The sequence below is a fragment of the Frigoribacterium faeni genome (assembly GCF_011761235.1).
Lineage (GTDB): Bacteria > Actinomycetota > Actinomycetes > Actinomycetales > Microbacteriaceae > Frigoribacterium > Frigoribacterium faeni_A.
On sequence record NZ_JAAOYW010000003.1, the window covers coordinates 186,325 to 206,012 of the forward strand.

Consider the following 19,688-nt stretch of genomic DNA (forward strand, 5'->3'; position numbering starts at 1 on the left):
CGTGCTGTTCCTCGCCGCAGCCATCCTGTCCGCTTCGATCCACCTCACGGGTGCGGTCGTCGCCCCGGTCGTGCCCGCAGGGGTCTCCGAGGCCGCGACGACGGAGCACGGCGCGGCCGATGCCTCCTCGTCGGTCGACGGCACCGGCACCGGCAGCGGCCCCGGCTCCGCAGCCGACGCCCCCGTGCCGGGCCCGCGGGCCGGGCAGCTCTCCCGGGCGTGTGACCCGACGGCGCCCACGGCCTGCCTCGACGCGCTGGCCACGGCCGACGTGCGCGACCTCGACGCCTTCGCCGCCTCGCTGGACGCGTCCGGCGACGACACCGCGGCCCTCGTCGACGGGATCGCCTCCGCGCGGTCGGCCGACGAGGTCGCGACCTGGTGGGCCGGACTCGAGGACTCCCGGCAGCTGACGGTGGCCGCCCGGCTGCCCGGCCTCGTGGGCGGGCTCGAGGGCGTGCCCTACGCCACGCGCGACCAGGCGAACCGCCTGTTCCTCGTCGCCGCCCGGGCGGCCGTCGACGCCAGGATCGGGACGCCGGCCGAGCGGGCGGACGACGAGGCGCGGTCGGCCATGCTCGCGCAGGTCGCGGCGGCGGTCGGCGGCCGCGCGAGCGGGGACGCCGAGCGGCACCTCGTCGTGCTCGACACCGTCCTGCCGGGGCGCGCCGCGGTCGCCGTCGGCGACCTCGACACGGCCGACGACGTGACCCTGCTCGTGCCGGGCATGTTCTTCACCGTGGCCAGCCAGCTCGTCGACTGGACCGACACGGCCGGCGACCTCTACGACGAGCAGCGCTCGTGGACCTACCTGCTCGCCACGGCCGACGACGACCGGATGGACCAGGTCGCGGTCGTCGCCTGGCTCGGCTACCGGACCCCGGACCTGACGAACGTCTACGGTCTCGACCTCGCCCGTGCCGGGGCCGACCGCCTCGAGGACTCGATCGCCGGGCTCGACGCGACCCGCGCCTCCTCGCCGGCCCGGGTCACCGTGGTGGCCCACTCGTACGGCTCCACGACGGCCACTCTGGCCCTGTCGGCCGGCACGGTGTCGGTCGACTCGCTCGTGCTGCTCGGCTCGCCGGGCAGCGTCGTGCCCTCCGTGTCGATGCTCGACGTCGTCGGCGGCGACGTGTTCGCCGCCGCCGGGGGCTTCGACCCGGTCGCCGGCAGCGCGTTCTTCGGCGCCGACCCCGGCACGGCCGGCTTCGGCGCCGTGGTGCTGCACACCGGAGGAGGCGCGGACGACGTCACGGGACGCCCGCTCGCCGCCGCCCTCGGCCACAACTCCTACCTCGTGCCCGGCACCGAGACGCTGCGCAGCACGGCGCTGATCGGGCTGGGGCGCGGCGCGCTGGCGGCCGGGCGGTCGCCGCACCCGGTCGGCCCCGCCCCGGAGGCGCCCGACCTGACGCTCGTCCGGCCGCAGGACGTCCTGCTGCGCGACTGAGCCCCGGCGACGGCCGCGCGGGCGGCACGGTCCGCGCCGCGGGCCGGGTGCCTCCCCGTAAGATCGTCGGGTACCCCCAGCCGCGGTACCCCAGACGAACCACGTGACGGAGCAGCATGTCTGAAATCACGCGCGAACAGGTGGAGCACCTCGCAGGTCTCGCCCGCATCGCCCTCACCCCCGACGAGATCGAGACCATGACGCGGGAGCTCGGGCAGATCGTCGACAACGTCGCCAAGGTGGCCGAGGTCGCGACCGACGACGTCCCCGCGACGAGCCACCCGATCCCGCTCGAGAACGTCTTCCGCGAGGACGTCGTCGGCGAGACGCTCACGGTCGAGCAGGCGCTCTCGGGCGCGCCCGACCACGACGGCTCGCGGTTCCGCGTGACCGCCATCCTGGGAGAGGAGCAGTAGCCGTGGCCGACGCCTCCTCGATCATCCGCCTCAGCGCGGACGACCTCAGCACCCGCCTCGCCTCGCGCGACGTCTCGAGCGTCGAGGTCGTCCAGGCGCACCTCGACCGGATCGCCGCCGTCGACGGCGACGTCCACGCGTTCCTCCACGTCAGCGACCAGGCCCTCGCCACGGCGGCGGACGTCGACCGCCGGCGTGCCGCCGGCGACGCGATGGGCCCCCTCGCGGGCGTGCCGATCGCCGTCAAGGACGTCCTCTGCACGATCGACATGCCGTCGACCTCGGGCAGCCGCATCCTCGAGGGCTGGGTGCCGCCCTACGACGCGACCGTCGTCGCCAAGCTGCGCGCGGCCGACCTCGTGCCGCTCGGCAAGACGAACATGGACGAGTTCGCCATGGGCTCCTCCACCGAGTTCTCGGCCTACGGCCCCACGCACAACCCGTGGTCGCTCGACCGCGTGCCCGGCGGCTCGGGCGGCGGCTCGGCCGCGGCCGTCGCCGCCTTCGAGGCGCCCCTGGCCCTCGGCAGCGACACGGGCGGCTCCATCCGCCAGCCCGGCGCGGTCACCGGCACCGTCGGCGTCAAGCCGACCTACGGCGGCGTCAGCCGCTACGGCGCGATCGCCCTCGCCAGCTCGCTCGACCAGGTCGGCCCCGTCAGCCGCACCGTGCTCGACTCCGCGCTGCTGCACGACGTCATCAAGGGGCACGACCGCCGCGACTCCACGTCGCTGCGCGACGAGTGGCCCTCGTTCGCCGAGGCCGCACGGCGCGGCCTGGCCGGCGGCGCCCTGAAGGGCGTCCGGGTCGGCGTCGTGCGCCAGCTGGCCGGCGACGGCTTCCAGGCCGGCGTCAAGGCCCGCTTCGCCGAGGCCCTCGCCCTGCTCACGGCCGCGGGCGCCGAGGTCGTCGAGATCGACGCCCCCAGCTTCGAGTACGCCATCAGCGCGTACTACCTGATCCTGCCCGCCGAGGCCTCGAGCAACCTGGCCAAGTTCGACTCGGTGCGCTTCGGCATGCGCGTCGTGCCCGAGGGGCGCGGCACGGTCGAGGACGTCATGGCCGCCACCCGCGAGGCCGGCTTCGGCCCCGAGGTCAAGCGCCGCATCATCCTCGGCACCTACGCCCTGAGCGCCGGCTACTACGACGCCTACTACGGCAGCGCGCAGAAGGTGCGCACCCTCGTGCAGCGCGACTTCGCGGCCGCCTTCGAGAAGGTCGACGTGCTCGTCTCGCCGTCGGCGCCCACCACGGCGTTCCCGCTCGGCGAGAAGATCGACGACCCGCTGGCGATGTACCTCAACGACCTCACGACCATCCCGGCGAACCTCGCCGGCGTGCCCGGCATCACGGTGCCGATGGGCCTCGCCGACGAGGACGGCCTGCCGACGGGCCTCCAGTTCATGGCGCCCGCCCGCGAGGACGCCCGCCTCTACACCTACGGCGCCGCCGTCGAGCAGCTGCTCGAGCAGGGCTGGGGCCACACGCTCATCTCGCGTGCGCCCGACCTGAGCAGCACCGAGCAGACCGCCGCCACCGAGGGAGTCATCTGATGGCCAAGGCAGACCTGATGGACTACGACGAGGCGCTGGCCCGGTACGAGGTCGTCCTCGGCTTCGAGGTGCACGTCGAGCTCGGCACGAAGACCAAGATGTTCTCGGACGCGCCGAACTTCTTCGGCGGCGAGCCGAACACGAACGTGACCCCGGTCGACCTCGGCCTGCCGGGCTCGCTGCCCGTGGTCAACGAGCAGGCCGTCCGGTACTCGATCAGCCTCGGCCTCGCGCTCGGCTGCTCGATCGCCGAGAGCTCGCGCTTCGCCCGGAAGAACTACTTCTACCCGGACAACCCCAAGAACTACCAGGTCAGCCAGTTCGACGAGCCGATCGCCTTCGAGGGCGAGGTCGAGGTCGAGCTGCCCGACGGCACGGTGTTCCACGTGCCGATCGAGCGGGCCCACATGGAAGAGGACGCCGGCAAGCTCACCCACGTCGGCGGCTCGACGGGCCGCATCCAGGGCGCCGAGTACTCGCTCGTCGACTACAACCGCGCAGGCATCCCCCTCGTCGAGATCGTGACGAAGCCGATCATCGGCGCCGGGGCCCTCGGTCCCGAGCTCGGCGCGGCCTACGTCTCGACCATCCGCGACATCGTGCGCAGCCTCGGCGTCAGCGAGGCGCGCATGGAGCGCGGCAACCTCCGCTGCGACGCCAACGTCTCGCTGCGTCCCCACGGCCAGGAGGCGCTCGGGACGAGGACCGAGACCAAGAACGTGAACTCGTTCCGCTCGGTCGAGCGGGCCGTCCGCCACGAGATCCAGCGCCAGGCGGCCATCCTCGCCGCCGGCGGCACGATCACGCAGGAGACCCGGCACTGGCACGAGGACACCGGCCGCACCTCGGCCGGCCGCCCCAAGAGCGACGCGGACGACTACCGGTACTTCCCCGAGCCCGACCTGCTGCCCGTCGTCCCGCCGCGCGAGCTGGTCGAGGAGCTCCGACGCGCCCTGCCCGAGGCCCCGGTCGCGATGCGCCGCCGGCTCAAGGCCGAGTGGGGCTTCGCCGACCAGGAGTTCCAGGACGTCGTGAACTCCGGCCTGCTGCAGGAGCTCGTCGACACGGTCGCCGCCGGCGCCTCGCCCCAGGCCGCCCGCAAGTGGTGGACCGGCGAGATCGCCCGCCTCGCCAATGCGCGGGGCGTCGAGGGCTCGAGCCTCGTGTCGCCCCTGCACGTCAGCGAGCTGATCGCCCTCGTCGAGTCCGGCGAGCTCACCGACCGCCTGGCCCGCCAGGTGCTCGAGGGCGTCGTCGCGGGCGAGGGCTCGCCCGCCGAGGTCGTCGCGTCGCGCGGTCTCGCCGTCGTCTCCGACGACGGGGCGCTCATCGCCGCCATCGACGCCGCGCTGGCCGACCAGCCCGACGTGCTGGCGAAGATCCGCGACGGCAAGGTGCAGGCGGCCGGCGCCGTCATCGGCGCCGTCATGAAGGCGATGAAGGGCCAGGCGGACGCCGCGCGCGTCCGCGAGCTCGTGCTCGAGAGGGCGCAGGCCTGACCTCCTCTCCCGACCCCGCAGGGGCGGCCCGGTCGACGACCGTGCCGCCCCTGCTCCGTGCCGCCGCGCCGATGGGCCTGGCCCTCGCCGCGGCGGCGCTCGTGCTCGTGACCGCGCTGCAGCTCCTGCCCGCTCGTGTGGTCGTGGTGCACCTCCGCGACGGGGCGACCGGGCTGGCCGCGAGCCGGTCCGACCTGCTGCTCGTCGCCTCCTCGGTGCTCGTCGGCCTCGTGCTGGCGTACCTCGTCACCGCGGCGGCGCTGGCCTGGACCCCCGCCCGGCACCTGCTCGTGCCGCACCCCGAGCACTGGAAGGCCCCGGCGAACCGGCCCGAGCTGCGGCTGCGGCTCGCACGCTGGGCGGCCAGGGCCTTCGCGGCCGCCGTCTGGTGCGTGGTCGCGCTCGTCGTGCTCGCGCTGGCCGGCCAGGGCGACGGGCCGCTGGCCGCCTGGTGGCTGCCGCTCCTCGTCTCGGGCGCGTACCTGCTCGTCGTGCTGGGCGGCGCCGCGTGGGCGTTCGGCGTCGGGTTCGCGGTGCCCGCGGCGCCTCCGCGCGCCGCTCCCGTCGCCCGGCCGACGCCCGGCGCCGGGGCCGCCTCCGGCCTCGCGGCGACGCCCGCCCGCCCGGCGCCCGCCCCGCGCGCCGCCCCGGCGGCGACCGCCGGGAAGCCCGCGCCCGGGGCCGCACGCACGCCGCGGCCCGGCTCGGCGACGGCCCCCCGGACGCCGTCGCCCGCGCCGGGACGCCGTCCGGCGACCAGGCGCGGCGCGGGCGGCGACCCCGACGGCAAGGGACCGCCCCGCCCCTACCAGCCCCGACCCACCAGAGGAGGACCGTCCCGTGGATGACGACCGTTACGGCCGCGACGTGCTCAGCGGCGACTGGAAGCGCTCGAGCCGACCGGCCCCCACGCCCACCGACGCCGTGCGCGACCTGGTGGTCGAGGAGGCGCGCAGCGGCTTCACCGGTGCGGTCGTCCGCGTCGAGGCCGGCACGGTCGAGCTGGAGGACTGGAAGGGCCGCGTGCGGGCGTTCCCGCTCGGCGGCTCGTTCCTGATCGACGGGGCGCCCGTGGCGCTGCGCGTGCCGCGTGCCGCGCCCCAGGGGCGCGCCCGGACCGCGTCGGGCTCGTTCGCCGTCGACGGCGCCCGCGCCCGCGTCGCCCGCGAGAGCCGCATCTTCGTCGAGGGGCGCCACGACGCCGAGCTCGTCGAGAAGGTCTGGGGCGCCGACCTGCGCGTCGAGGGCGTCGTCGTCGAGTACCTCGAGGGCGTCGACCACCTCGCCGAGGTGCTCGCCGAGTTCCGGCCGACCGCGACCCGGCGCGTCGGGGTCCTCGTCGACCACCTCGTGCCCGGCTCGAAGGAGAGCCGCATCGCCGAGTCGATCGCCCGCGGTCCGGCGGGCGCCCACGTGCTCGTCGTCGGGCACCCGTTCGTCGACGTCTGGCAGGCCGTCAGGCCCGGCCGCCTCGGCCTCGACGCCTGGCCCGACGTGCCGCGCTCGATCGAGTGGAAGCACGGCATCTGCGAGCACCTCGGCTGGCCGCACGACGACCAGGCCGACATCGCCGCCGCCTGGCAGCGCATCCTCGGCCGCGTCCGGGCCTTCGGCGACCTCGAGCCGGCCCTGCTCGGCCGCGTCGAGCAGCTCATCGACTTCGTCACCGTCGACTGACCCGCCGTCTGCTCCTCCCTCGTTCAGGAACGCGCGTCCTGATCCGTGCCGCGAGGGGCCCGGGAGTCCTGATCCGTGCACGACGCAGGAGCCGGGCGCCCGAGGGTCCTGATCCCTGCCCGGCCCTGCCCTGCCCGGTCCGCCCGGCCCTGCGGGGTCCGGCCGGCTCGGACTCCGCGGCCCACGCCGGGCCCAGGTCCGGGAATCGCCCGGCCGCACAGGGCGCGCGGCGGCATCGCGCCCTAGATTCGTCGCATGGCCGATTCGATCGAAGGGCAGGTGCGCAGCGCCGTCGACGCGTGGCTGCGCTGGCTGCCCCGGTGGCGCATCGGCACCGCGCGGGGGCGGACCCGCGTCTGCCGCACCTGCTTCGGCTCGCCCGTCGCGGTGGCCGCCGGGCTCGACCACGACGTGCCGCACGCGGTCCAGCACGCGCTGCTGAACCGGCTGCGCCACATCGTCGACGCCGAGGTCGACCGGTACACCGCCCGCAACCTGCCGCTCGTCGACCGCGAGCTGCGACGCGCAGCCGAGGGCGAGCCCGCCGGCTACCGGCCCGAGGCCGACCTGGCCCCCGAGTTCGACGGCCTCGACGTCGACCCCGAGCCGGATCCGAGCCAGCCGTTCCTGTTCACGCTCGCGGGCCTCGCCGCGCAGGAGGCGCCTCCTGCGGACCCTGCGGAGGGCCCGACCGCCGAGCCCGAGTTCTCGGAGGAGGCCAAGCAGGCCCTGCGCCGCGAGCTCGCCCTCGCCGACGAGCACGCCCAGTCGGTCGGCACGGCGCTCTGCTTCGCCGTGGCCGGCCAGCGCGAGCGCATCGCCGACGCGCTGTCGCGTCTCGTCGAGCCCCAGGTCGACGACCTGCTCGCCGAGCTCTCGCGCACGCTGGAGCAGCCCCGGTGAGCGCCCGCCGATCGCCCTGGTGGGCCTTCGTCGCCGATCTCGTGCTCGTCACGGCCTTCGTGCTCATCGGGCGGCGCAGCCACGACGAGGGGTCGGCCCTGGCCGGCGTGCTGACCACCCTCTGGCCGTTCGCGGCGGGGCTCGCCGTGGGCTGGGCCCTCGTGCTGGTGCGCGGCCGGGCGCTGCCCGCCGTGAGCTCGGGTCTCGTCGTGTGGCCGACGACGGTCGTCGTCGGGATGGTGCTGCGGGTCGTCAGCGGGCAGGGCACGGCCGTGAGCTTCGTCGTCGTGACGGTCGTCGTGCTGGGGGCGTTCCTGCTCGGGTGGCGCGCCCTCGTGGCCCTGGGGCGTCGCCGTCGGGCACGTCGCCCCGGCCGCTGACGCGCGACCGGCTGGCCCGATCGCGGCCTAGGCGCGCTTGACGGAGTTGTCGGTGCTGGGCTCGTCGGTGAGGACCAGGCCCGACGAGCTGTTCGACGAGGTGGTGAGCTCGGCCAGCCACTCGCGGTTGATGGTCGGGACGCGGCCCCCGGAGTACTTGAAGTAGAGGGGGATGCCCGGGTCGAGCCAGATGCTGCTGCGGCCGTCGCCGACCTTCTGGGTGTCGCGCCAGGAGAAGAAGAACGACTCGCGTCGGCGCAGCTTCGTCGCGATGACGATCTGCAGGTGCTCGAGGGTGCGGTCCTCGAACTCGACCTCGATGCTCGACGTGCCGTAGATCAACGATCCCATGGTGTGCCCGTTCAGTCCTGTCGTCCGTGCCGATGCGCGCCGCGGGCCGGGGTCGGCGGCGCGTGCCGGTCAATCTACCGTGCGCCCCGACCCCGCGTCGGCCGTCGTCCGCCGTGTCCCGGCGGCGTGCACGGTGCGCACGATCCGGGGCGTCGCCCAGCCGCCCCTGCCATGCTCGTGCTGCCGATCCGAGCCCCGCGGGGCACCGAACCGACCCAGGGACCCATGACCTCCACCGCCGCCAGCCCGCTCCTCCTCGTCGCCTCGGGCTCTCCCGGGTCGCTGACCGAGAGCGAGGGCCTCGTCGGCCTCGCCTCGCGCGTCATCGACGCCGCGGGGGAGTGGGGCGTGGGCCTCCTCACGTTCGTCGAGACGGTGTTCCCGCCCATCCCGAGCGAGGTCATCCTGCCGCTCGCGGGCGCGCTCGCGGGCAGCGGCGACATGGACGTCGTGCTGCTCGTGCTGACCGCCACCCTCGGCGCCTGGGTCGGGGCCCTCGTGCTGTACGGCCTCGGCGCCCTGCTGGGCCTCGAGCGCAGCATCCGCTGGCTGTCGAAGCTGCCGCTGGTCGACCGCGAGGACTTCGACTCGGCCGCCGGCTGGTTCCACCGCCACGGCCGCTCCGCGGTGTTCTTCGGCCGGTTCATCCCGGGGGTGCGCAGCCTCATCTCGCTGCCGGCCGGGGCCGACCGGATGCCCCTGCTGACGTTCTCGCTCTTCACGGTCGTGGGCAGCGGTCTCTGGAACGCCCTGCTGATCGGGCTCGGGGTCGCGCTCGGCACCCAGTACGAGCTCATCGACCGCTACGCGAAGTACCTCGACTACGTGGTCTACGCGGCGATCGCGGGCGTCGTCGCCTGGCTCGTCGTGCGGGCCGTGCGTCGCCGCCGGGCCTCCGAGCGCACCTCGGGCTGAGCACCGCGGCCCGCCCCGCGCACGGCCGATCGCACACTCCACGGCTGATCCGCACGGAGCGTCCAGGCGGGCGTCGCCGCCGGTCCGTACTGTCGGAGACCCGGGAGGCGCCCGGGACACCGCGAAGGGACGGCACGGCATGGGATTCCTCGACAGGCTCCTCGGACGAGACGACGACCAGCAGGGCCGGCAGCAGGGCCAGGCACCTCAGCAGGGCCAGGCACCGCAGTACGGCCAGGCACCCCAGTACGGCCAGGCACCCCAGTACGGCCAGGCGCCGCAGCAGGGCGGGCCGCAGGCCGGCCGCAGCGACGACGAGATCGCGGTCGAGCGCTACCGCTACCTGCTGCGCACCGCCCCGCCCGAGACGATCGAGCAGGTGCACGCCGAGGCCTTCGCCACGCTGACGCTCGAGCAGCGCCGCCAGGTGTTCGACGAGCTCAGCCGCCAGTCGCCCCAGGGCGAGCAGCCGCGCGGCGACGACGCGGGCTCGCTGGCCCAGGCGGCGACCCGGTCCGAGCTGCGCCGTCCCGGCACGCTCGAGCAGACCCTCGGAGGCGGGGCGCCGGGCGCGCAGGGTGCCGGCGGCCAGGTGCCCGGTCGCCAGGGCGGTCTCGGCATGGGCTCGATCATCGGCGGGTCGCTGCTCGGCACCGTCGCCGGCTACGTCATCGGCTCGGCCCTGGTCAGCTCGTTCCTGCCCGACGGGGGCGACGCGACGGCCGACGGCGGCGACGCGGGAGCGGACGGCGACGCGGGAGCGGACGGCGGCGCCGACGCCGGCGCCGACGCGGGCTCGGACCCGCAGCTGGCGGGCGACGCCACCGCGGGCGACCCGGGAGCCGCGGGCGACTTCGGGGGCGGGGACTTCGGCGGCGGCTTCGGCGGCGGGGACTTCGGCGGCGGCGACTTCGGTGACTTCGACATCTGACGAGGACTACCGTCGACCGTCCGCACCCCCGACGACACCGTCGACGACCGTCTGAGGAGACGCATGAGCAAGCTCGACCCCACCACCTCCCGCATCGCCGTCGTCACCGGAGGCAGCGCAGGCCTCGGCCGGGCCGTCGTGCGCGAGCTCGCCGACCGGGGCTGGGACGTCGCGGTGCTCGCCCGGGGCCAGGAGGGCGTCGACGGCGCCGTGGCCGACGTCGTGGCGGCGGGCCGCCGCGGCCTGGGCGTGCCCACGGACGTGGCCGACCGCGAGCAGGTCGAGGCGGCGGCGACGCGCGTCGAGGCCGAGCTGGGCGACATCGGCCTCTGGGTCAACTGCGCCATGGTCGGCGTCTTCGGCGAGTTCCTCGAGACGGACCCCGACGACTTCGAGCGGGCGACCCAGGTCAACTACTTCGGCTTCGTCAACGGCACGCGGGCGGCGCTGTCGCGCATGACGCCGCGCGACAAGGGGCACGTCATCCAGGTCGGCTCGGCCCTCGCCCACCGGGGCATCCCGCTGCAGGCCGCCTACTGCGCCTCGAAGCACGCGGTGCAGGGCTTCACCGAGTCGGTCACCACCGAGCTCATCCACAACAAGAGCGGCGTCGTCATCTCGACGGTCGACATGCCGGCGCTCAACACGATCCAGTTCAACTGGGTGCGGTCGCGCCTGCCCGAGCACCCCAAGCCGGTGCCGCCGATCTTCCAGCCCGAGGTGGGCGCCCGCGCGATCGCCGACGTGGCCGACAAGCCGCGTCGTCGGTCGTGGATCGGCGAGCCCACCGTCATGACCGTGCTCGGCAACCGCTTCGTCGCGAACTGGCTCGACGTCTACCTCGCGAAGAGTGGCTACAGCGGACAGCAGGCCCCCGAGAAGTCCGAGCCCATGTGGCCGGACAACCTCTACGCCCCGGTCGCGGGCGACCACGGCGCGCACGGCATCTTCGACGACCAGGCCCGCTCGACGAGCCCGCAGGTCTGGTACACCCGCAACCGGGGCGTCAGCTACGCCGTCGCGGCCGCGGGCGTTCTCGGGGCGGGCGCCGCGGTGGTGCGCGCCGTGGCCGGCCGCTCGCGCCGACCGTGACGACCCCGTTCGACGCCGTCGTCGTCGGCGCGGGGCCGAACGGCCTCTCGGCGGCGGTCGTGCTCGCCCGGGCGGGGCTGCGCGTGCAGCTGCTCGAGCGGGCCGACACCGTCGGCGGCGGCACGCGGACGTCCGAGCTGACCCTGCCGGGGTTCCGGCACGACATCTGCTCGGCCGTGCACCCGATGGCGATGGCGTCGGGGTTCTTCCGGCGCTGGGGCCTGCAGCAGCGGGTCGAGATGATCGTGCCCGAGGTGTCGTACGGGCACCCGCTCGACGGCGGCGCCGCGGGCGTCGCCTACCGCGACCTCGAGCGCACGGCGGACGGCCTCGGCGCCGACGGCGCGACCTGGCGCCGCATGTTCTCGCGCCTGGTCGACCTCGAGGACGAGCTCTCGCAGTTCACGCTCTCGTCGATCCTGCAGGTGCCCCGGCACCTCGGCACGACGATCGAGTTCGGCCTGCGGATCCTGCACCAGGGCGGTCCGTGGTGGGACGCCGGCCTCCGCACCGCCGAGGCGCAGGCCCTGCTCGCGGGCGTGATGGCCCACGCCATCCGGCCGATGCCGAGCCTCAGCGCGTCGGCTGCCGGCCTCGCCCTCGCCGTCCACGGCCACGGCTACGGCTGGGCCGTGCCCCGCGGCGGCAGCCAGGCCATCGCGGACGCCCTCGCCGACGACCTGCTGGCCCACGGGGGAGTCATCGAGACCGGCGTCGAGGTCACGAGCCTGCGGCAGCTCGAGGCTCCCGTGCGGCTGCTCGACGTCACGCCGAGGCAGCTGGTCGCCATGGCCGGCGACGAGATGCCCGCCGGGTACCGTCGCCGACTGGAGCGGTTCCGCTACGGGAGAGGCGCCTCCAAGGTGGACTTCGCCCTGAGCGGCCCCGTGCCCTGGCAGGCCGAGGAGCTGCGGCGCACGCCGACGGTGCACCTCGGCGGCGACCGGGCCGCCATCGCCCGCGCCGAGCACGACGTCGCCCGCGGCGTGCACCCCGACGAGCCGTTCGTGCTCGCCGTCCAGGCCGGGGTCGTCGACGACACGCGCGCCCCGGCCGGGCAGCAGGCCCTCTGGACCTACGCGCACGTGCCGAACGGCAGCACCGTCGACATGACCGAGGCGATCACCCGGCAGATCGAGCGCTTCGCCCCCGGGTTCCGCGACCTAGTGCTCGACTCGACGGCGCACACCGCGTCGGACCTCGAGCGGCACGACCCCAACTACGTCGGCGGCGACATCGCCTCGGGCGCCCCGACGATGCGCCAGCTGATCGCGCGCCCCGTCGTGTCGACCGACCCGTGGCGCACGCCGATCGCGGGCACCTACCTGGCGTCGTCGTCCGTGCCCCCGGGGCCGTCGGTGCACGGCATGGGAGGCGCGTACGCCGCCCGCAGCGCGCTGAGGCACGAGTTCGGCATCGAGCACCTGCCCCGCCTGGGGCCCGACGAGGGGACACGACCGTGAGCCGCGACCAGCTGTTCGTCGAGGCCTCGCCGGCCGAGGTGTTCGACGTGCTCGCCGACGGCTGGCTGTTCGCCAGCTGGGTGGTGGGCGCCTCGCGCATCCGCGACGTCGAGACCACCTGGCCCGCGGTGGGCGCGCGCATCCACCACTCGTTCGGCATCTGGCCGTTCGTCATCGACGACACGACGAGCGTGCTCGAGTGGCACCCGTCGCGCCGTGCCGTGTTCCGTGCCCGCGGCTGGCCCTTCGGCGAGGCCCGCGTCGCGATCACGGTGCACGACCGCGCCGGCGGCTGCCTCGTCGTCATGGAGGAGGAGGCGGTGACCGGGCCGGGCGCGCTCGTGCCCGACGTCCTGCTCGACCCGCCGCTCGGCGTCCGCAACCGCGAGGCGCTGCGGCGGCTGGCGTGGATGGCCGAGGGGCGGACGCGCGACCGGTCCGGCCCGAGCTGACCCGCGCCTCCTGCGTGGCCCGGCGACCCGGCGAGGACGCCCGTCAGAGCGGAGCGGACTCGCCGTCGACCGGGGCCCGCAGCTGACGCAGCAGCGGCGCGTGCAGCGGGACCGTCTGCCAGCGGACGTCGGCCGAGCCGGCGTCGAGCACGAGGTGCAGGCGGTGCGGCGTCTCGACGAAGACCACGTCGACGTGCAGCGCCCCGCCGCGTCGCCCGGCGGTCACGGCCAGGGCGCCCGTGACGGCCCACGCCCCGAGCACGAGCTCGGCGTCGAGCACGTGCTCGCCCTCGTGCAGGCGGACGCGCCACGACGAGCCGGCGTCGACGAGCTCGACGGCGGTCACGCTGGGCTGCTCGCTCGCCGACGTGGGCACGAAGGAGGCGGGCCGCAGCTCGGCCGCGCCGGTCTCGTCGTCGAGCGGCGCCAGCCCCAGCGCGGCCGTGCGGCGGGCCAGGGCCTCGTCGGCGGCAGGGTCGCCCGGGCCCTCGAAGGCCGGCAGCAGGTGCCGCCAGGCGAGATCGAGCACGGCCTGCATGTCGACGCTCTGGCCGGTGAGGGCGACCACGACGTCGTGCTCGGGCAGCACGACGCAGAACTGGCCGTAGGCGCCGTCGCCGCGGTAGCCGTGCCGGGCCTGCCAGAACTGGAACCCGTAGCCCTGGCTCCAGTCCGGGTTCGGCTCGTCCGGGTTCGCGACCTGCACCCGGGTCGCCTCGTCGACGTAGGAGGCGGGCAGCAGCCGGCGGCCCTGCCACACGCCGCGCCGCAGCCACAGCTGGCCGAGCAGGGCGATCGCCTCGGTCTGCGCGTGCAGCCCGCTGAAGCCGATCTCGCGACCGCTGTCGTCGCGCTGCCAGCTGGCCTGGCCGATGCCCAGCGGCTCGAAGAGGCGCGGTCGGAGGTACTCGGTGAGCGAGACGCCGGAGGCGCGCTGCACGATCGCGGCCACGGCGTAGGTGCAGGGCTGGTTGTACGCGAAGACGCTGCCGGGGTCGGCCTCGGGCGGGGTGAGGAGGAAGCCGCGGACCAGGTCGGTCGGGTCGGCCTGCAGGGCGCGGTCGAGCGTCTCGGCCTCGTGCCCGCTCGCCATGGCCAGCACGTCGCGCACCCGCATCGACCGGCTGCGCGGGTCGGTCACGTCGGCGTCGAGCTCGGGGAAGTGGCTGAGCACCGTGTCGTCGAGGCCGAGCAGCCCCTCGTCGACGGCGAGGGCGGCGGCGGTCGACGTGAAGCTCTTGCTGAGCGAGTAGAGCAGGTGCACGCGGTCGGCCGTGTACGGCGCCCACCAGCCCTGCGCGACGACGGAGCCGTGGCGCACGAGCACCAGGCTGTGCGGCTCGACGCCCGGCGTGGACTCGAGGCCGTCGAGGAACGCCTCGACGCCGCGGGCGTCCACGCCCTCGGCGGACGGCGTGCTGGTGGGCAGAGCGGCGATGGTCATGCGCCCGAGGCTAGCGCCCGCCGGCGACCCGCGGGCCGGCGGAGATCCCCGGCCCGCCGCCGACCCGCGGGCCGGCGGCGACCGGCGTCAGCGGTCGGCGAGCTCGTCGCGCACCTTGCGGCGCAGCACCTTGCCGATCAGCGACTTCGGCAGCTCGTCGACGACGACGATGCGGCGGGGCACCTTGTACGGGGTGAGGTGCTGGCGGGCGAAGGCCCGCAGGGCCTGCACGTCGACCTCGGCGCCGGGCTGCAGCACGATCGCGGCCGCGACCTGCTCGCCGCCGGGGGAGGGGAGGCCGACCGCCGCGGCCTCGGCGACCCCCTCGTGACGCAGCAGGACCTCTTCGACCTCGGACGGGCTCACGTTGAAGCCGCCCGTGATGATCAGCTCTTTGATGCGGTCGACGATGCGGACGAAGCCGTCGGGGTCGATCGTGACGATGTCGCCGGTGCGGAACCAGTCGCCGTCGACGAAGACCTCGCTCGACTCCTGCGGCTTGCGCCAGTAGCCGCTGAAGACCTGGGGCCCGCGCACGATGAGCTCGCCGCTCTCGCCCGCGGGCACGTCGACGGTGGGGTTCTCGGGGTCGACCACGCGCACCTCGGTGCTCGACAGGGGCAGGCCCACCGTGCCGGCACGGCGGGTCGGGCCGACCGGGTTCGCCATGAGCACCGGCGAGCACTCGGAGAGCCCGTAGCCCTCGACGAGCCAGCCGCCCGACTGCTCCTCCCAGGGCTCGACGACCTCGGCCGAGAGCGGCATGGCGCCCGAGATGGCCACCTCGACGCCCTTGAGCGAGACGCCCGCGTCGTCGGCCGCCTTGCGCAGGCGCGTGTAGATCGGCGGCACGGCCGGCAGGAAGGTCGGCGGGCGCTTCTTCATCACCTTGAGCACGAGGGCCGGGTCGAAGGCCGGGAACAGCACGAGGCGTGCGCCCATGCTCATCGCGAAGGTGAGGCAGAGGGTCAGCCCGTAGGCGTGGAACATCGGCAGCACCGCGTAGACCGTGCAGTCGCCGCGCGTGATGGTGGGCACCCAGGCCCGCGACTGCGCCGCGTTCGAGAGCAGGTTCGCGTGGGTGAGCTGGGCGCCCTTGGGCGTGCCCGTCGTGCCGCTCGTGTACTGGATGACCGCGAGGTCGGTCGTCGCCGGGCGGGGGTGGCGGGCCTTGATGCGCGACGAGCCGACGATCTTCTGCCACGGGACGGTGCCGCGGACGCTCGTCGTCAGCCGGTCGCGGGACGCCCGCGCCTTCTTGATCGGCAGGCGCAGCGCGGCCCGGGTGGCGAAGGGCATGCCCCGGGTGACGTCGATCGAGACGATCGAGTCGACGGCGACGTCGGAGGGGAAGTCCTGCACGGTCTCGACGACCTTGTCCCACACGATCGCGACCTTCGCGCCGTGGTCCTCGAACTGGTGGCGGAGCTCGCGCGGCGTGTAGAGGGGGTTGTGCTCGACGACGATCGCGCCGAGGCGCAGGACCGCGTAGAACGCGACGACGTGCTGCGGGCTGTTCGGCAGCACGAGGGCGACCGTGTCGCCGTGCCGGACGCCGAGCGCGCGCAGGCCCTCGGCGGCGCGCGACACCTGGTCGACGAGCTCGGAGTACGTGGTCGTCGCGCCGAAGAACTCGAGGGCGACCGTCTTCGGGTACTCGGCGGCGGTGCCCTCGACGATGTCGAGGAGCGAGCCCGTGACGGGCTCGATGTCGTGGGGGACGCCGGGAGCGTAGGAGGCCAGCCAGGGACGAGCGGTGTCGATGGTCACGCGGTCCACTCTAGGCCGAGATGCGAACCCTCCGAGCGGGCTGTGCGCGGGTCGGCGGGTCCCGGCGTTCAGTGGAGCCGCGCTCCCGACAGCGCACCAGCGCCCGCACCGCGCGGGCAGGAGAGAGGAACACCGTGAGCAAGGTCTGGTTCATCACCGGCGCGTCGAAGGGCTTCGGCCGCGAGTGGGCCGAGGCGGCCCTGGAGCGAGGCGACAGCGTCGCCGGCACGGCCCGCAAGCTCGAGACCGTCGACGCCCTGGTCGAGCAGTACCCCGACACCTTCCTGCCGCTGCAGCTCGACGTCACCGACCGCGCGGCCGACGTGGCCGCCGTGCAGCAGGCGGCCGAGCACTTCGGCCGGCTCGACGTCGTCGTCAACAACGCCGGCTACGGCCACTTCGGCATGGTCGAGGAGATCACCGAGGAGGAGGCCCGCGCCCAGCTCGAGACGAACCTGTTCGGCGCCCTCTGGGTCACCCAGGCCGCGCTGCCGATCATGCGCGAGCAGGGCAGCGGCCACATCGTGCAGGTCTCGAGCATCGGCGGCATCAGCGCGTTCCCGACGGTCGGCATCTACCACGCGTCGAAGTGGGCCCTCGAGGGCATCAGCCAGTCGCTCTCGCAGGAGGTCGCCGGCTTCGGCATCTCGGTCACCCTCGTCGAGCCCGGCGGCTTCTCGACCGACTGGTCGGGCCCCTCCGCGTCGCGCAGCGACGAGAACGAGGCCTACGCCGAGGTCCGCGAGGCCGCGTCGAAGCGCCCGTCGGCCGCCGACCCGGGCGACCCCACGGCCACCCGCACGGCCATCCTCAAGGTCGTCGACGCCGAGGAGCCGCCGCTGCGCGTCTTCTTCGGCAAGGCGCCGCTCGGCATCGCGAAGGCCGACTACGAGTCGCGTCTCGCGCTCTGGGACGAGTGGCAGCCCGTCGCCGAGGAGGCGCACGGCAACTGACGCCTCCCTGCCCGCTGCACCCGCGCCTCCTCGTGTCGACACCGGCCGAGGAGGCGCGGTGCGTCCGGGCGGACCGGTCGCGCCGCCGTCGGCCACGGCCCCGGTCGCTCGACGTCGAGACGACGCGGCAGGTCGGGGGCAGGCGCCCAGGCCGGGCGGCGCATGATCGGAGGATGCCCGCCCTGACCGAGCCGCTCCGTGCCCGCCTGCAGTACACCTTCAACGGCCAGTACACCGGCACGCCCGAGTGGGTCACCGACCTCGAGAAGGGCGACGACGAGGGGTTCTTCCTGCCGGGGTCGGCCGTCTGGGCCGTGCACGGCTCGATGTCGACCATCGCGGCGGGGGTCCGCGCGCTGCTCGTCCAGGCGCTGCACCCCGGGGCGCTCGCGGGGGTGCACGACCACTCACGGTTCCGCGAGGACCCGCTCGGCCGCCTCGCCGGCACGATCCGCTGGATCTACACCGTCACCTACGGCAGCAAGGAGGCGGCGACCCGGGCCTCGCAGTGGGTCACCCGCCTGCACACCAAGGTGGTCGGCAGCTACGACGACCGCCACGGCGTCGCGCACGACTACGCCGCGAACGACCCCGAGCTGCTCAGCTGGGTGCACATGGCCTTCGCCGACTCGTTCCTCGCGGCGTACCAGCAGTGGGGACGGGGCGAGGTGCCCGGCGGCCCGGACGCGTACGTACGCGAGTGGGCGACGGCGGGCGAGCTGATGGGCGTCGTCGACCCGCCGCGGTCGGTCGCCGAGATGCAGGACCAGTTGATGGACTTCGACCGTCGCGGCGTCCTCGAGCGCACGGCCCGGACCGAGGAGGTGGTGGGCTTCATCCGTCGACCGCCGCTGTTCCCGGTGCTGCGCGCCGGCTACCCCGTGCTCTTCAACGGCGCCGTCGGCACGCTGCAGCCCCGGTTCCGCGAGCTGCTCGGGCTGCGGGCCCCGCACGTCGGGCCGCTCGAGCTGCCGACCGCCGGCCCGGCGGGGGCGATGCTGCGGTCGATCGGCGGCGTGCTCGGCGACAAGCCCGTCGCCGAGGAGCACTCGCTCGCGCGGCTGGAGCGCCTCGGCTGGACGGCCGCCCGGGCCTGACCGGGGCGTGGGGCAGGATGGAGCGGTGAGCGACCAGGCCCTCGACCCCGCACCTCCGGCCGGCCGGGGGTCGGCCGGCCTGCGCTGGCTGCGCGACGTCGTCGTGATCGTGCTCGTCGCGCTGCTCGTGTCGTGGGGCGTGCGCACGTGGCTCGTGCGCTCGTTCTCGATCCCCTCGGCCTCGATGGAGGCGACGCTGCAGGTCGGCGACCGCATCCTCGTGAACGAGCTGGCGCCCCGGCTGTCGGAGCTGCACCGCGGCGACGTCGTCGTGTTCCGCGACCCGGGCGGCTGGCTGTCGCCGGCCGAGGGCGACGACCTCGTCAAGCGGGTCGTCGGCCTGCCCGGCGACACCGTGCGCTGCTGCGACGCCGACGGGCGCCTGACGGTGGACGGCGAGCCGCTCGACGAGCCGTACCTGCAGGTGCCCGAGGGCGACCCGGCGTCGCTCGCCGCGTTCGACGTCACGGTGCCCGAGGGCGCGCTCTGGGTGATGGGCGACAACCGCGAGGACTCGGCCGACTCGCGCTCGCACGTGACCGGGCCGTACGAGGGGTTCGTGCCGCTCGAGAACGTGGTCGGGCGGGCGACGGTGGTCTTCTGGCCGGTGGGGCGCTGGTCGACGCTCTGAGCTGAGCCGAGCCGGGCCGGGCCGGGCCGAGCTGATCCGAGCCGGGCCCCGCTGCGAGGCGGCCGGCGTCAGCGTCGGGCGTCGCCGAGGGGACGGCGGGGGCGCAGCAGGAGGCTCGTGGCGACCAGGCAGGCCGCGAGGGTCGTCCAGCCGAGCCACGACGGCTCCGCCGCGGTGGCCAGCACGAGGCCGGCCGCGGCGGTCACGGTGCCGACGACGACCGGGAGGCGCCGGACGACGACCGCCGACCCGATGGACCCCGCGAGCGCGAGCAGCAGGCCCGGCAGGACGGGCCCCAGCGCCTCCGGCAGCACGGCGGCGACGGCGGCCGCCCGCTCGTCGGAGGCGACCCGCACGGCCTGCCGCGCCCAGGCCGCGCAGAGCGCGAGGGGCACCACGAGCGCGAGCGCCGCGGCGGCCGCGACCTGGCGGCTGCGGCCGTGGTCGCCCCAGCCCCCGATGCCGACGAGCGCGCGGTGCCACCCGGGCAGCGCCGTGGCGAGGGCGGCGGCCCCGCCGACGACCGCGGCCCCGACGACGGCCGAGCCGTCGACGTCGCCGCCCCGCGCCTCGACGACCTCGCGCACCACGAGCAACGGGCCGACCGCGGCGAGCACGCCCACGACGGTGCCGACGGCGAGCACGACGACGGAGGCGCGGGCACGGGCGGCGTCACTGGTCACGCCCCCATCCCACCAGGCCGGGCGG

The 19,688-nt window shown here is 75.1% G+C and carries 20 protein-coding genes; 16 read left to right on the top strand and 4 right to left on the bottom strand.

The features are described from left to right. Position 1 precedes the first annotated feature (1 nt). The 8 genes from FHR78_RS12970 to FHR78_RS13005 all read left to right on the top strand — a co-directional run bounded on the left by FHR78_RS12970 (position 2) and on the right by FHR78_RS13005 (position 7,881). Entirely contained in the window at positions 2 to 1,453 is a 1,452-nt protein-coding gene (locus FHR78_RS12970; RefSeq protein WP_166760958.1) for an alpha/beta hydrolase, read from the top strand. A gap of 116 nt (positions 1,454 to 1,569) precedes the next feature. Next, positions 1,570 to 1,869 (top strand): Asp-tRNA(Asn)/Glu-tRNA(Gln) amidotransferase subunit GatC, encoded by a 300-nt coding sequence (gatC, locus tag FHR78_RS12975; RefSeq protein WP_166760959.1) that lies wholly within the window; start codon positions 1,570 to 1,572, stop codon positions 1,867 to 1,869. Between the two features lie 2 nt (positions 1,870 to 1,871). After that, the gene (gatA, locus tag FHR78_RS12980; RefSeq protein ID WP_166760960.1) at positions 1,872 to 3,422 is read left to right on the top strand and encodes an Asp-tRNA(Asn)/Glu-tRNA(Gln) amidotransferase subunit GatA; all 1,551 of its coding nucleotides are present in this window, start codon (positions 1,872 to 1,874) and stop codon (positions 3,420 to 3,422) included. Next, the gene (gene gatB, locus FHR78_RS12985; RefSeq protein WP_166760961.1) at positions 3,422 to 4,921 is read left to right on the top strand and encodes an Asp-tRNA(Asn)/Glu-tRNA(Gln) amidotransferase subunit GatB; all 1,500 of its coding nucleotides are present in this window, start codon (positions 3,422 to 3,424) and stop codon (positions 4,919 to 4,921) included. Before gatA ends, gatB begins: the two co-directional genes overlap by 1 nt. Before the next feature lie 41 nt (positions 4,922 to 4,962). Further along, positions 4,963 to 5,769 carry a hypothetical protein gene (locus FHR78_RS12990; protein WP_166760962.1) on the top strand — a complete coding sequence of 269 codons (807 nt, stop codon included), beginning with the start codon at positions 4,963 to 4,965 and terminating at the stop codon, positions 5,767 to 5,769. Next, a complete protein-coding gene (locus FHR78_RS12995; RefSeq protein WP_347878206.1) occupies positions 5,762 to 6,598 on the top strand; it encodes a DUF3097 domain-containing protein in 837 nt (278 codons plus the stop codon). The genes FHR78_RS12990 and FHR78_RS12995 overlap by 8 nt, the downstream gene beginning before the upstream one ends. Positions 6,599 to 6,853: 255 nt before the next feature. Then, a complete protein-coding gene (locus FHR78_RS13000; protein WP_166760963.1) occupies positions 6,854 to 7,501 on the top strand; it encodes a spermidine/putrescine ABC transporter substrate-binding protein in 648 nt (215 codons plus the stop codon). Then, entirely contained in the window at positions 7,498 to 7,881 is a 384-nt protein-coding gene (locus FHR78_RS13005) for a DUF3054 family protein (RefSeq protein ID WP_166760964.1), read from the top strand. Before FHR78_RS13000 ends, FHR78_RS13005 begins: the two co-directional genes overlap by 4 nt. A 27-nt stretch (positions 7,882 to 7,908) precedes the next feature. On the opposite strand, the gene FHR78_RS13010 is transcribed toward FHR78_RS13005, so the two are convergent. Continuing rightward, positions 7,909 to 8,232 (bottom strand): ATP-dependent DNA ligase, encoded by a 324-nt coding sequence (locus tag FHR78_RS13010; RefSeq protein WP_166760965.1) that lies wholly within the window; start codon positions 8,230 to 8,232, stop codon positions 7,909 to 7,911. A 225-nt stretch (positions 8,233 to 8,457) separates the two neighbouring features. Here FHR78_RS13010 and FHR78_RS13015 point away from each other — a divergent pair, with 225 nt between their 5' ends. The 5 genes from FHR78_RS13015 to FHR78_RS13035 all read left to right on the top strand — a co-directional run bounded on the left by FHR78_RS13015 (position 8,458) and on the right by FHR78_RS13035 (position 13,085). After that, positions 8,458 to 9,147 (top strand): DedA family protein, encoded by a 690-nt coding sequence (locus FHR78_RS13015; protein WP_166760966.1) that lies wholly within the window; start codon positions 8,458 to 8,460, stop codon positions 9,145 to 9,147. A 139-nt stretch (positions 9,148 to 9,286) separates the two neighbouring features. Then, positions 9,287 to 10,078: a hypothetical protein gene (locus tag FHR78_RS13020; protein WP_166760967.1), complete on the top strand. Its 792-nt coding sequence runs from the start codon at positions 9,287 to 9,289 to the stop codon at positions 10,076 to 10,078. A gap of 63 nt (positions 10,079 to 10,141) precedes the next feature. Then, the gene (locus FHR78_RS13025) at positions 10,142 to 11,170 is read left to right on the top strand and encodes an SDR family oxidoreductase (protein ID WP_166760968.1); all 1,029 of its coding nucleotides are present in this window, start codon (positions 10,142 to 10,144) and stop codon (positions 11,168 to 11,170) included. Continuing rightward, positions 11,167 to 12,633 (top strand): FAD-dependent oxidoreductase, encoded by a 1,467-nt coding sequence (locus FHR78_RS13030; protein ID WP_166760969.1) that lies wholly within the window; start codon positions 11,167 to 11,169, stop codon positions 12,631 to 12,633. The genes FHR78_RS13025 and FHR78_RS13030 overlap by 4 nt, the downstream gene beginning before the upstream one ends. Continuing rightward, positions 12,630 to 13,085, top strand: coding sequence for an SRPBCC family protein (locus FHR78_RS13035; protein WP_166760970.1), 456 nt, complete (start codon positions 12,630 to 12,632; stop codon positions 13,083 to 13,085). The genes FHR78_RS13030 and FHR78_RS13035 overlap by 4 nt, the downstream gene beginning before the upstream one ends. 43 nt (positions 13,086 to 13,128) lie before the next feature. On the opposite strand, the gene FHR78_RS13040 is transcribed toward FHR78_RS13035, so the two are convergent. Both FHR78_RS13040 and FHR78_RS13045 read right to left on the bottom strand, forming a co-directional pair. Further along, positions 13,129 to 14,529 (bottom strand): serine hydrolase domain-containing protein, encoded by a 1,401-nt coding sequence (locus tag FHR78_RS13040; RefSeq protein WP_166760971.1) that lies wholly within the window; start codon positions 14,527 to 14,529, stop codon positions 13,129 to 13,131. Between the two features lie 87 nt (positions 14,530 to 14,616). Beyond that, positions 14,617 to 16,299, bottom strand: a complete 1,683-nt coding sequence (locus FHR78_RS13045) for a long-chain-fatty-acid--CoA ligase (protein ID WP_166760972.1) — start codon at positions 16,297 to 16,299, stop codon at positions 14,617 to 14,619. 134 nt (positions 16,300 to 16,433) lie between these two features. Between FHR78_RS13045 and FHR78_RS13050 the strand changes: the two genes are divergently transcribed. The 3 genes from FHR78_RS13050 (at position 16,434) to lepB (ending at position 18,980) form a co-directional block, all read left to right on the top strand. Further along, positions 16,434 to 17,252, top strand: coding sequence for an SDR family oxidoreductase (locus tag FHR78_RS13050; protein ID WP_347878207.1), 819 nt, complete (start codon positions 16,434 to 16,436; stop codon positions 17,250 to 17,252). Positions 17,253 to 17,425: 173 nt separating this feature from the next. Further along, positions 17,426 to 18,349, top strand: coding sequence for an oxygenase MpaB family protein (locus tag FHR78_RS13055; RefSeq protein ID WP_166760974.1), 924 nt, complete (start codon positions 17,426 to 17,428; stop codon positions 18,347 to 18,349). A gap of 25 nt (positions 18,350 to 18,374) precedes the next feature. Then, complete coding sequence (gene lepB, locus FHR78_RS13060) at positions 18,375 to 18,980, top strand: signal peptidase I (protein ID WP_347878208.1); 606 nt, start codon at positions 18,375 to 18,377, stop codon at positions 18,978 to 18,980. Between the two features lie 68 nt (positions 18,981 to 19,048). Here lepB and FHR78_RS13065 read toward each other — a convergent pair whose 3' ends face one another. Then, the gene (locus FHR78_RS13065; RefSeq protein ID WP_166760976.1) at positions 19,049 to 19,663 is read right to left on the bottom strand and encodes a hypothetical protein; all 615 of its coding nucleotides are present in this window, start codon (positions 19,661 to 19,663) and stop codon (positions 19,049 to 19,051) included. Positions 19,664 to 19,688: the final 25 nt, after the last annotated feature.